The sequence below is a fragment of the Alteromonas sp. D210916BOD_24 genome (genome assembly GCF_047159385.1).
Taxonomy (GTDB): domain Bacteria; phylum Pseudomonadota; class Gammaproteobacteria; order Enterobacterales; family Alteromonadaceae; genus Alteromonas.
The window spans coordinates 577,497-590,104 of record NZ_AP038333.1 but is presented as its reverse complement, the minus strand read 5'-3'; the positions used below and the strand labels follow the sequence as shown (position 1 = coordinate 590,104).

The following is a 12,608-nucleotide window of genomic DNA, read 5'->3' as shown; positions in this document are numbered from 1 at the left end:
GAACCCGCTACCTTGATTTAATTGACTGAGGGCATAATGAAAGGACACTACAAGAATATCCTGTGCGTACTAAGCGATTCGCATCGTCAAGACGATACAGTAGCGCAAGCGCTGCACATCGCGAAAGCACACCAAGCATCATTGACTATAATGCTCTCATTAGAGGCGCTGCCACCTAATGCCAGCATGGTCATGGAATCATTTACCTATATCGATTCACAACAGAGCATGGAAACGCAGGCTAAACACTGGTTAAAAGAGCAGGCTGAGAGCTGGAGTAGTCAGTACAAAGTCGAAACCAAAGTCACTGTGGGACAACCGCTTATCGATATAGTGAGTTATGTAGTCAACCACAATATTGACCTGGTAATTAAACGAGCGGAAGAGAGTTTCTTCGACAAGCTTTTTGGCAGTCTTGATATGCGCTTGTTTAGAAAATGTCCATGCCCGGTGTGGATCATTAATCACAAGCCTCGCAGCCAGTATAAAAATGTAGTCGCTGCACTGGATGTAAACTATCACTATCCACAGCAAGAAGCGTCAGTAAGAAGGGATTTAAATCGCGATATCTTGCGACATGCGAGCCAAATTGCACTATTGGAATTTGCTCAGCTACACATTGTTCACGTATTTGATGCCGTGCCCGAGAACCTTCTGCGAGATGGTTTTATCTCTGTAGACAACGATAAAATGGACACAGATCTCGCTTTGATTCACGCAGAGCGTGAAGCTGAAGTCGATACATTATTAGACGAACTTGGTAATGAACTCGATGAAAATGTTATGGAATATTTAAACCCACAAAAACACATCGTACACGGATACTCCAAAAGAGAAATCGCGGCAACAGCAGCTTCTCTCGATGCTGATATTCTTGTGATGGGTACTGTCTCCCGAATAGGCCTAGTGGGCTTTATAATGGGGGGCACTGCCGAGGAAACTATCCATCAGTTAAAATGTGCAGTGGTAGGTGTGAAACCTCAGGGTTTTGAAACACCGATTTCAGTGGAAAAAGAATAAAGTCAGAAACTTATGCTGACATGAGATTGGTAACTTAAATAAACGTTATAAGTAGAGCCAAAAAAGGCGCGACATTGAAAAATGTTGCGCCTTTCTTATATCGCGGTGCGTCTTATTAGGCCACGCCGAACGCAGCTTTTAAAATAAAGAAGAAGATTATCGACAGGATGGCACCAGCAGGAAGCGTGACTATCCACGACACCACGATGTTTCTTACTATGCCTAAATTAAGCGCTGACACACCACGCGCCAAACCAACACCTAACACAGCTCCTACTAAGGTTTGCGTAGTGGAAATTGGCAAACCAGTACCCGATGCAATCACTACGGTACAGGCTGCGGCAAGCTCTGCAGCAAAACCACGGCTTGGTGTTAAATGGGTGATACCCTGACCAATCGTTTTGATCACTCGATGACCAAATAACGCAAGGCCTGCCACGATCCCCAGTCCACCTAGTGGTAGGATCCAAGGAGCAAGCGTAGCGCTTGAATTAATTGCACCACCGCTACTGACCACACTCACCACCGCCGCTAATGGACCGATAGCGTTCGCTACATCGTTAGAGCCGTGGGCAAATGCCATACAGCACGCAGTTACCACCATAAGCAAAGCAAATACTTTCTCAACGTTAGCCGCCTGTAAATCGGCATCTTCTGAACCACTGAAACGCATCCGTCCAATAAACCATTTACCTAAAAAGGCAAGTAGCACGGCTATACCAATAGCCAATAAATAACCATTGGTTGCACTAAGTTCTAAACCGACGTGTTTTAAGCCCTTTTTGATAGTCACTAACGACATCACAAAACCGGCTAACGCCATATAAAACGGTACATAGCGCTTTGCATTTTCAAAAGGAGACTGGGTTTGGAAGATCAATTTATGGGCGCTCATAAAAATGAGATACGCAATTACCCCTGATATAGCAGGTGTGACTATCCAACTGCCCACAATGCCACCCACTTTGTCCCATGAAACGGCATCCATACTGACGCCTGTGGCGGTGAAACCGATGATTGCACCAATAATTGAGTGAGTGGTTGATACAGGCCAACCTAACCATGACGCCACCGCCAGCCATATTCCCGCGGCAAGCAAAGACGAAATCATACCCAACACTAGGTATTCAGGTATGTCTATAAAGTAGGCAGAATCGATAATCCCTTTTCGAATAGTAGAGGTTACTTCGCCACCCGCTAGGTAAGCGCCAGCAAACTCAAATATCATAGCAATGACGATTGCTTGTTTAATAGTTAAAGCTTTAGAACCTACTGACGTTCCCATTGCGTTGGCAACGTCATTCGCTCCTATACCCCATGCCATGACGAAACCAACGCCAGCGGCAAGAATAATAAGGATTAGGCCATAACTTTCAAAAAATTCCACGGATAATCGCTCCCGATCTAAACGCGATTTAGGCTGGATGCTACAGGCATACGTAGCATAGTCTCTTGGCCGCGAGGGCTAGAGAGAGAAGTTAAAGACAAATTGTGTTTTATCATAAGGTTCGATTAAATTTTGCACGATCTGTTCTTGGCTGCGGCGCATGATAACGTAATCATCATCGAAGCCATAGTGAAAATCATCGAAAAACGATAAAAGTATGCGGAATTATTTGAATGCGATGATAAAACCACCAAATATTTCACTTTTATGACAGAAAAATTTCGCACTCGCTCAGTTTACTCAGAATTTTAGAAAAATGACCTGACCATATGGACAAGTTTAGGTCAAGTCTTCAAGCTTTTGTTGCATGTTTTCCAGCGGTGTATGCCTTACATCGGTTCCCCGTGTGAGATAAATAATATACTCACAAAGATTTTTACACCTATCCCCTATTCGCTCTAATGAACGCAATGCCCAAAGCACATCCAACCAATCTTGCATATCTTCGGTGCGCTTTTCCATTTCAGACGTTGTGTAAGTAAGTAGGCGTTTATACTCACTGTCAATGCGGTTATCCTGGTCGTATACGTCTAAAGCGGCGCTTTCGTCCTGACGGGCGAACGCATCAAACGTACCGCGCATCATGGCTGCCACCCGTTCGCCAATTAACAGCATGCTACTTTTTATGGTGTCAGAGTTTGGTAACTTATTGCGCGTCACCAATTTAGCGATACGCTCAATTTCATCGCCCATACGTTCAATATCAGTAATGGCCTTAGAAATGGTCATAATCAGCCGTAAGTCACTGGCGGTGGGGTGGCGTTTAGCGATAATACGCAAACATTCCTCGTCAATTTGCACTTCCATGGAGTTAATTTTTAAATCATTAAGCACCACTTTTTCTGCCAGTCCAGCGTGGTTGTGTTTAATCGCCTTGAGGGTATCGATCAATTGCTGTTCAACCTCTCCCCCCATGGTCAGCACAGAGTTACGCAAGTTTTCCAATTCGATATTAAACGTACCCGAAATGTGGGTATTTAAGGCAACTTGTCGCATTACTCATTCTCCTCTATGACAACCTGATCGATACGCAAACGTCCAAACACTTGCTTGGGGGATATACCGCTAGGCATGGTACTACCCATAACGACCGGTGATATAATCTTCTGTCTGCTTTTTGTCGGGCATGGTAAACAAGGTATCACTGTCAGCATACTCAATTAATCGGCCTTGGTGGAAAAAGGCGGTGTAGTCACTAACCCTGGCGGCTTGCTGCATATTATGAGTGACAATGATAATGGTACAGCGCTTTTTAAGTTCATCCATCAGTTCTTCAATAAACAGTGTAGTCAGCGGATCCAATGCCGATGTGGGTTCATCTAACAATAGAATATCGGGTTTTAGTGCCAACGCACGGGCGATTACCAATCGCTGCTGCTGACCGCCCGATAGTACCTGGGCAGATTCAAATAACCTGTCTTTAACTTCATTCCACAATGCGGCTTGCTTCAGTGCACTTTCAACCGCGTCGTCAAGGTGACGTCTAATTTTAACCCCTTGTAATTTGAGCCCATAACACACATTTTCATAAATGCTCATGGGAAAAGGGTTTGGACGCTGAAAGACCATACCCACTTTAGTACGCAACTGAGACACGTTAACTTTGCGATTATTGATATCCCGACCATCGATAATAATTTCACCGCTATATTTACAGCCATCATACAAATCGTTGAGTCGGTTGAAACAATTTATCAATGTGGACTTACCGCAGCCACTTTGACCTATTAGCGCCGTAATTTTGTTTTTTGGAATACGCATACTGATGTCGTTGAGCACGTGCTTGTTTCCAAACCACAAGTCTAAATGCTTCACCTCTACCGCAGTTTGCTCATCTGTGATGTCTTGTACATTCAGGGTATTGTGTTCAAATAACTTCAGCATATTTATCCTTTCAGATAGCGTTTGCGTAACCGAGCTCGTAGCAAGACCGCAAGAATATTCAGTACAAAGACGACAACCAGTAAAAGTAGACAAGATGCAAACATCATACTGGCGCTTTTACCGTCGGTCTGGCTGTGAAAAGCCCCATCATAGATAAGCACCCCTAAGTGCATAAATTGCCGGTCAAGGTGAAGATAGGGGAATTCACCATCAATAGGGAGCGTTGGCGCAAACTTAACCGCGCCCACCAGCATAAGGGGCGCTACTTCGCCTGCCGCACGGGCGATAGCAAGGATAACACCTGTCATAATGCCTGGAGATGCAATGGGAATAACAGTGCGAATAATGGTTTCCATTTTTGTCGCACCTAACGCATAGCTGCCCGCTTTCAGCCCTTCAGGCACACGGCGAAGCCCCTCTTCTGTGGCGACAATGACAACAGGTAAGGTCAGAATAGCCATAGTTAATGCTGCCCAAAATACGCCGGGACTGCCCATGGTCGGTGCGGGTAACGAATCGCTAAACAATAATTCATCAATACTACCGCCTAGGGTATAAACAAAAAAGCCTAACCCGAATACCCCGTACACAATAGACGGAACGCCTGCCATATTGCTCACACTTACCCGTATCACTGTAGTTAGCGCTGTATTGGGTGCATATTCACTCAAATAAATGGCAGCGAGTACACCAAATGGCGTGACAATGATAGTCATCAGAAACACCATTAGAACTGTACCGAATAAGGCCGGGAAAACCCCACCAGAGGTATTCGCCTGTTTAGGTGAATCCGTTAAGAACACTGCAATTTCACTGAACACCACCTGCCATTTTTCAAACAGACTTAAGCGGCTGACAAAATCCACATCCTGAATGCTGGCAATGGGTACGGCAAACGGTGTCTTGTCGGCGAACTCAACCAATAACATGTATTGCGCGCGCCTCGCTTCCAGTGTTTCTACCCGCTGTTGATAGGCTTTAAAAGCCACCACTAGCTTTTCTCTGGCCGGCGCATCAACATCGACATTGCGTTTATCAAACTCAGACAACGCTTCGTGTATTGGGGCTAGATGGCGGGTATTTAACAACTCTATCTGCTGAGTAAGTAACGCCACATCTTCAATGATTTTATCAATCTCGCTTAACGATTGCGGCACTGTGTCAGGCACCACAATGTACTGAGGGATCGCCAATATTCGACGTCCGTCAAATAACTTAATTTCAGCACTGTTGAGCGCCAATTCGCTATGTGTAATATGGCGCTTTTCTAATTGCTTTTGATAACCGTAGGGATGATTACTATCCGAATACTTGAGGGTAATGTCATGATGAGATGCCTCTTCAAAGACATTGGTCAGCACCGAAAATTCACTACCGTCGTGCCCAACTCCTGTAACTTTGTAGATGGGTTCAGGCCAAAAATAGGCCGATCCGCGAATACTGATCAGGATCAGAACACTCACCAATGCAATCAACAACAGGCTGGTAAAAAATGCAGTCAGACTGATGACCAAAGACTGACGTTGCGAAACGCTTAATCCAAACAGGGAGCGATATACCATTTAGGCTTTACTCCTAATTCTTTGTCTCAGCACTTCCGCCACGGTGTTCACGAGGAATGTAAATACAAATAGGATACAGGCGGTAAAAAACAGAATCTGATAATGTGCAGAAGACACATCCGCTTCGGGTAACTCAATGGCCAAATTGGCCGTGAGAGCCCTTAAACCTTCAATCAAACCCCAGCTTGAAATGGGCGTGTTGCCTGTCACCATTAATACAATCATGGTTTCGCCAAAAGCCCGACCAAACCCCAACATGATAGCAGCGACGATACCGGGTAATGCCACGTGTAATACCACATGTAAAAGTGTTTGAAGGCGCGTCGCGCCTAATGCAAAAGAAGCATGCTTAAGCTCGTTAGGCACGCCATTGATGGCATCTTCAGCCAGTGAATAAATACTCGGTGAAATGGCAACGCCCAATGCCAGTGCCACCACAATAGTGGTTTTGCCCACAGGGCTGCTGGATTCAGCTGCAAGCAATGCAAACCCATCTATACCGAGACTATTAAATATAAGCTGGGGCGCGAATTCCACACTGACATACCCCAACACAAATACGCCACTCACGGCGAAAAACAATTCGGCGCCGTGTCTGAATTGCTTCGGTAAGCGCTCGGCAAAAGGGCGCTGGATCACCGCAATGCCTATTAAAATAAAAGGGATCACAATCAGAAAAAAAGCGAAAGAAAACAAAAATTGCTCAGCTTTAGGGGAAAGCCAAATGGCGGCAATAAAGCCAATTAGCACACTGGGAATCGCTTCCAGCAATTCAATCGCTGGCTTTACAATATTGCGCAATTTGCTCTTGGCGAAATACGCTGTGTACACCGCTGCTCCAATGGCCACCGGAATAGCAATAACTAACGCCAGTAAAGACGCTTTAATGCTGCCAATTAACAATGGCGTTAAACTGAATTTTGCTTCCTGGAAATCCGTCGCACTGGTGGTTTGCCAAACGGTTTCTGCCGTATCATATCCCTCGTAATGTTGAGGTTTAAATAAAGAAGACCAGGTCGTTATACCGCTTAAATTTTTGCCATCCCATACACTTAGGCTGGTTTCTGATCTGCCATAAAGTTTGTTGCCATACCAGATTAAATTGGTGGCAGCACTGTTGACACCAAGCGTTTTAACCACATCTCCTGACACCCTATTTACCAGCAAAATACGCTGTTTATCGGTAAGAATGGCCACCAGATTCATGCTGGCGTGTTCAGCAATATCACTCACTGATTCGCCTTTTCTGAGATTAATTTGGTAAGTCGCTTTAAATGCAAGACCAGGGGAACGTTGAGTCAACACCCACCGCGTCACTGATGACGTTTGTCCTTCGCTTAAAAAGAAAGTGCGATCTTTAGCAAGCGGAAAAAGCGTGACTAAACCTGTGTTAGCCAACACGTTTGTGGCTACAGGTGACAGCGCAGCGGCCCCCTCCTTTAATCGGTTGGAATATAGATTGCTCCCCTTTACTACAATCACACTCTCACTGCCTGGCAGTAAAATTAACGAATCTACTTCGTCATATACTTTATCAATTATCTGCGTCGGCTTTTTGCGATTCACCCAGCGTACAAAAAAACGGTTTTCACGTTTAATCGCTACCACGATCCAGTGGGTAGAAAGTGCAATATCCCACTGATGACGTTGCTCCCACATCGACTTGGGTAACGCAAACGCCATCGTACTGAGCAGCGGGTTTTGAGTAGTATCAAAGTTCATTTCCCTTTGATTTTCCCTAACCTCCACTCCCATAGCGCGCACTGGCAATATCCGCACCTGACCGTTAGGAGAAATATCCACAATGAAATTTTCACCCATCACGCTTCGCGTCGTGAGTTGATACTCACAGGGGCGAATATAATCGTGATGACTGACAAGTTCGTTGTCGCTAAGTAACTGTAAACTTATTCGGCAATCCGCTTTTTTAACTAATAGAGGTTGACCGTTAAGCACATCACCCGTGCTGAGAATTTTCTCTCCGGGCGCCATGCGATAGGTTGCGATGGGTTCGAGACTGGGAATGTAAGCCAACGGTAGCGCTTGGCTAATAAGATGGCTAATCAGAATAACCAGAGTAAGCAACACCAAACCGCCAAAGCCAGTAACCACATACCGTGACCACCTGTCCTTGCGTTGGCGCGTTTTATTAATGCTGTCGCTGTCAAAAGTCATGCTTATAATTCTTGTTTTTAAGAGAATAAGAGCAAAATTGCACTGGTGAGCAGTGTAAGTTTTGTTATGCTAATAGCAAGTGAAAGTTTAAAGCGTTATGCCTATGCGCCACATATTCTGTGTCTATGGTATTACCCTAAAACAAGACGATCAAAGCATTTCTCTATGTGCCCACGAAGGAGCAGCACATGCAATCATTAGTTATTAGCATAATGGGTAAAGATAAACCGGGTTTAGTTGATGCACTTGCCAAGTGTGTATACAAACACCAAGGCAATTGGCAAGGTTCAAGCTTTGCGCATATGGCCGGTATGTTTACTGGGTTCGTTGAAGTCCACGTGGCAGATGAACAGAAACAGCCTTTGATAGACGCCCTTGATGCTATTACTGATTTATCCGTACAAGCCGTAGCAGTAAGCAATGGTGAACCTACTAACACCACCAAACTCACTGTGGATGTGATGGGTAATGATAAGACTGGAATCGTACAGGAGCTAACGTCTGTGCTAAACCAGTTCAACCTTAACATTCTGACTTTTACTTCTCACTGCGAGAGCGCACCGAACTGGGGAAGCCTTATCTTCAAAGCGAAAGCTGAAATTGCAGTTCCCGAGAACTTTGACGACGGCGCATTACAAGATGCCCTTGAGGCGTTGGCGAATGACTTAGTTGTGGATATCACCGCCAAGCGATAAAACACAGTCTATCAGGCGAGTTGTACAGATGTTGACTCAATTGATAATAACATCGTCCCCCTTAGAGAACAGGTTATTTACAGGGGGTGTCACAGTAGTGTCACTGACCAATGGCAGTCTTTGACCATTTTTATTAGTGTGAATTGAGACATTATGGATAACGACGTTTTATATTATCCCAAAGAATTAAGTTGGCTTGCATTTAACGAGCGCGTATTACAGGAAGCAGCCGACAGGAATAACCCGGCGGTAGAACGCATTCGCTTTTTGGGCATTTATTCCAACAACCTTGACGAGTTTTACCGTGTTCGAGCCGCCGATGTAAAACGGCAAATCACCATTGCGCAGAACGATGGCAACGACGAAGAAGCGGCGCGCCAAACTGCGCTAATGGCTCAAATCCAAAAGAAAGTAGTGCAGCTTTCTGAAAAATTCGATCAAATCCACAAAGACGTGGTTAAAGCGTTAGCGCGCTATAATATCCACATTCTGCGCAAAAATGACCTCGATGATTACCAACGTCAGTGGGTACGCAATTTTTTTGTTAACAAAGTACTGCGTCACATCGCCCCTATTTTGATTGACAAAAAAACCGATCTTCTCAGTCGCTTAAACGGTAACTCTGTCTATTTATATGTAGCACTGCGCCGTAAAGACCGCTCACCTAAATTCGCGGTTATTCAGGTTCCGACCTCTGAAATGTCGCGATTTATGCTTATTCCGCCGCAAAAAAGCCGCAAGAAGAAAAACATCATCATGTTGGACGACATGATCCAATTGTGTCTTGAAGATATTTTTCGCGGTTTTGTAAAGTTTGACGAAATAGAAGCCTTTTCATTCAAGATGACCCGAGATGCGGAATATTCCATCAATGATGAAATTGATGAAAGTTACGTTGAAAAAATGTCAGAGAGTATGAAACAGCGCTTAATTGCTGAGCCTGTTCGCGTGATTTACGACAACGTCATGCCGCAGGACATGCAGCAAGATCTGCGCAAGCGTTTAAAAATCACTAAATTAGACACCATGCACGCAGCGGGACATTATCGCAACTTCAAAGACTTCATTGGTTTTCCCAATGTTGGCCGTGAATATCTGGAACACACACCGTTACCTGCCATCGACAGTAACGCGTTTTCGAAATACAACACGGTGTTTGATGCGATTACTGCCAGAGATATTTTGCTGTACTACCCTTATCATCGGTTTTTGCATTTTACCGAGTTCGTGCGTCAAGCAGCGTTTGACCCTAGTGTGAAAAGCATTCGCATCAATATCTATCGGGTTGCGAGTAACTCTCGCATCATCAACTCGTTAATTGACGCTGTCGACAACGGCAAAAAAGTCACGGTAGTGGTAGAAATTCGCGCTCGCTTTGACGAAGAAGCCAACATTGAATGGTCTAAACGCATGACCGATGCGGGGATCCGCGTCGTTCTGGGTATACCAACGCTAAAAATACACTCAAAATTGTGCATTGTAACCCGTGAGGAGCGCGGCAGCTTGGTAAACTACGCTCACTTTGGCACGGGTAACTTCAACGAAAAAACGGCTAAAATCTATACTGACTACAGTCTCTTTACTCGAAACCAAGAACTTGCTGAAGAGTGTGCGGCAGTCTTTGACCTCATTCAATATCCCTACCGCCGCTATAAATTTCAACATTTGCAGATTTCGCCACTGAATGCGCGGACGAAAATTCAGTCATTAATTCGTCAGGAAATTCAGCACTTAAATCAGGGGCAAAAAGCCCAGATCACGTTTAAAATTAACAACCTTGTCGATAAAGAGTTGATGGACGATTTGTATCGTGCCAGCCAGGCTGGAGTTAAGATACGCGGTATTGTGCGCGGGATGTGCTCGCTAAACCCCGGCATAAAAGGCATCAGTGAAAACATTGAAATTATCTCTATTGTTGATCGCTTCTTAGAGCACCCTAGGGTGATGATTTTTGAAGGCGGTGGCGATAGAAAAGTGTATATTTCATCTGCTGACTGGATGACGCGCAATATGGACAACCGCATTGAGGTGGGTTGCCCCGTCTACGACAAAGGATTACAGCAGCGCATTGTCGATATAATGGAACTACAATTTAGAGATACCCTCAAAGCGCGAGTGATTGACAAGGATCAGAGCAACAAGTACGTTCGCAGAGGTAACCGTAAAAAACTTCGCTCACAAATAGAAATCTATGACTATTTGAAGAAAGTTGAAGAAACCCTTTAGGAAAATAAAATAGTAAATGAACCAGCATGAATCTGTTTTTAGTGATGTGGAATCTCGCGACGTAAACAAAGTCGCAGCGTTAGATATTGGTTCTAACAGTTTCCATTTGGTCGTGGCACGTATTGTGGCTGGTTCTGTCCAGATTTTACATAGGGTGAAGCAAAAGGTTCGTCTGGCTGAAGGCTTAAATGACGACGATATACTGTCTGACGAAGCCATGGAGCGTGGTCTTGCCATGCTCAAAGTGGTGGCAGAAAGCCTAAAAGGCTTTGAGCCTGATTCAGTGCGTATTGTCGCCACTCACACCCTGCGCAAAGCTCGCAATGCGCGAGATTTTATCAATGCCGCGAAAACCATACTGCCCTATCCCATTGAAGTTATATCCGGTGCCGAAGAAGCACGTCTGATATATTCGGGGGTTGCCCATACCAACCATTCTGATGGACAGCAGCTGGTGATTGATATCGGCGGTGGTTCTACTGAATTTGTTATTGGTGAGGGGTTTAATGCCTTGCTGTGTCGCAGTCTGCAAATGGGCTGCGTAAGCTACACTAAGCGCTTTTTCCCCGATGGCGAGTTAAAAAATAAAGCGTTTGAGCGAGCCATAACTGCGGCAGAACAAGAACTTGAAATGATCGACAACAAGTACCGTCGATTGGGTTGGGTGCAGTGCATCGGTACATCCGGGACCATTCGCTCGCTGTTCACACTGTGCCAGCAAGACCGTCCTAATGGGCACGATATTCCAGTTACTCTAAAAAGTTTGCGCAATTTGATGAAGCAGTTTGTCAGCGCTGGTCACATAGATAAACTGAACTATCCCGACTTGAGTGAAGATCGCCGTATTGTAATTGCTGGCGGTCTGGCGATTTTAATTGCCGCGTTTAAAGCCCTTGAAATTGAAGGTTTGGTTTATTCTCCTGCCGCCCTGCGAGAGGGTGTACTCTATCAAATGGAAGATGAGTTGCACCATGCAGATATCAGAGGCCGTACCGCAAGCAGTTTAGCGACTCGCTATGATGTTGATACCGCTCAGGCAACCATGGTGCTAAACACTACCCTCATGCTTTTTGGCAAAGTAGAAAAGCCCTGGAAGCTAAAAGGCAGTGATTTCAAAAGTATGTTGGGTTGGTCTGCTCTGCTTCACGAAGTGGGCATGCAGATAAATTCTCGTGGCATCCAAAAACACAGTGCCTATATATTGGCTAACGTGGATATGCCAGGATTTACGCAAGAGCAACAACTTCTGCTCTCTACGCTGGTACGCTTTCACCGTAAGAAGATCCGTACTAACGAACTACCAACTTTTAACTTATTCGACGAACAAGCGGTGAAACGCCTTATTGGTTTACTTCGCCTTGGCGTACTACTCAATATAAAAAGACAAGAAGGCTTTTTGCCGGAAATACAAACAGAGGTAGATAAAAACAGTCTGACCTTGATATTTCCACAGGGATGGCTTGATGAAAAACCCATTTTATCAGCCGACCTGTTAAGAGAAAGTCAGTATTGGAAAGCCCTTGAACTTCAATTGAATATTGTCCCCGATATTACCCAATTGCACGGACTAACCGAATAAGAAAAGGGCACCTACAGCGT

Annotated in this window: 9 protein-coding genes; 4 read left to right on the top strand and 5 right to left on the bottom strand. The window is 44.9% G+C overall.

All coding sequences use genetic code 11. The features are described from left to right. The first annotated feature begins 36 nt into the window (after nucleotides 1-36). Entirely contained in the window at nucleotides 37-1,020 is a 984-nt protein-coding gene (locus ACMCM8_RS02595; protein WP_412725163.1) for a universal stress protein, read from the top strand. Between the two features lie 115 nt (nucleotides 1,021-1,135). Here ACMCM8_RS02595 and ACMCM8_RS02590 read toward each other — a convergent pair whose 3' ends face one another. The 5 genes from ACMCM8_RS02590 to ACMCM8_RS02570 all read right to left on the bottom strand — a co-directional run bounded on the left by ACMCM8_RS02590 (nucleotide 1,136) and on the right by ACMCM8_RS02570 (nucleotide 8,088). Beyond that, a complete protein-coding gene (locus tag ACMCM8_RS02590) occupies nucleotides 1,136-2,407 on the bottom strand; it encodes an inorganic phosphate transporter (protein ID WP_412725161.1) in 1,272 nt (423 codons plus the stop codon). 339 nt (nucleotides 2,408-2,746) lie between these two features. Next, nucleotides 2,747-3,463, bottom strand: a complete 717-nt coding sequence (phoU, locus tag ACMCM8_RS02585; RefSeq protein ID WP_412725159.1) for a phosphate signaling complex protein PhoU — start codon at nucleotides 3,461-3,463, stop codon at nucleotides 2,747-2,749. Between the two features lie 81 nt (nucleotides 3,464-3,544). After that, entirely contained in the window at nucleotides 3,545-4,351 is an 807-nt protein-coding gene (pstB, locus tag ACMCM8_RS02580) for a phosphate ABC transporter ATP-binding protein PstB (protein WP_412725157.1), read from the bottom strand. A 2-nt stretch (nucleotides 4,352-4,353) separates the two neighbouring features. Continuing rightward, nucleotides 4,354-5,913 carry a phosphate ABC transporter permease PstA gene (pstA, locus tag ACMCM8_RS02575; RefSeq protein WP_412725155.1) on the bottom strand — a complete coding sequence of 520 codons (1,560 nt, stop codon included), beginning with the start codon at nucleotides 5,911-5,913 and terminating at the stop codon, nucleotides 4,354-4,356. Then, nucleotides 5,914-8,088: an ABC transporter permease subunit gene (locus ACMCM8_RS02570; protein WP_412725153.1), complete on the bottom strand. Its 2,175-nt coding sequence runs from the start codon at nucleotides 8,086-8,088 to the stop codon at nucleotides 5,914-5,916. A gap of 188 nt (nucleotides 8,089-8,276) precedes the next feature. Between ACMCM8_RS02570 and ACMCM8_RS02565 the strand changes: the two genes are divergently transcribed. The 3 genes from ACMCM8_RS02565 (at nucleotide 8,277) to ppx (ending at nucleotide 12,588) form a co-directional block, all read left to right on the top strand. Continuing rightward, nucleotides 8,277-8,783 (top strand): glycine cleavage system protein R, encoded by a 507-nt coding sequence (locus ACMCM8_RS02565; RefSeq protein ID WP_412725151.1) that lies wholly within the window; start codon nucleotides 8,277-8,279, stop codon nucleotides 8,781-8,783. Between the two features lie 153 nt (nucleotides 8,784-8,936). Then, nucleotides 8,937-11,009: a polyphosphate kinase 1 gene (gene ppk1 / locus ACMCM8_RS02560; RefSeq protein WP_412725149.1), complete on the top strand. Its 2,073-nt coding sequence runs from the start codon at nucleotides 8,937-8,939 to the stop codon at nucleotides 11,007-11,009. 16 nt (nucleotides 11,010-11,025) lie between these two features. Further along, nucleotides 11,026-12,588, top strand: coding sequence for an exopolyphosphatase (gene ppx / locus ACMCM8_RS02555; RefSeq protein WP_412725147.1), 1,563 nt, complete (start codon nucleotides 11,026-11,028; stop codon nucleotides 12,586-12,588). Nucleotides 12,589-12,608: the final 20 nt, after the last annotated feature.

Bases quoted from the DNA above. Each gene is read 5' to 3' on its own strand.
- phoU (WP_412725159.1), bottom strand. From the start codon at position 3,463: ATGCGACAAGTTGCCTTAAATACCCACATTTCGGGTACGTTTAATATC.
- ACMCM8_RS02570 (WP_412725153.1), bottom strand. From the start codon at position 8,088: ATGACTTTTGACAGCGACAGCATTAATAAAACGCGCCAACGCAAGGAC.
- ACMCM8_RS02565 (WP_412725151.1), top strand. From the start codon at position 8,277: ATGCAATCATTAGTTATTAGCATAATGGGTAAAGATAAACCGGGTTTA.
- pstA (WP_412725155.1), bottom strand. From the start codon at position 5,913: ATGGTATATCGCTCCCTGTTTGGATTAAGCGTTTCGCAACGTCAGTCT.
- ppk1 (WP_412725149.1), top strand. From the start codon at position 8,937: ATGGATAACGACGTTTTATATTATCCCAAAGAATTAAGTTGGCTTGCA.
- pstB (WP_412725157.1), bottom strand. From the start codon at position 4,351: ATGCTGAAGTTATTTGAACACAATACCCTGAATGTACAAGACATCACA.
- ppx (WP_412725147.1), top strand. From the start codon at position 11,026: ATGAACCAGCATGAATCTGTTTTTAGTGATGTGGAATCTCGCGACGTA.
- ACMCM8_RS02595 (WP_412725163.1), top strand. From the start codon at position 37: ATGAAAGGACACTACAAGAATATCCTGTGCGTACTAAGCGATTCGCAT.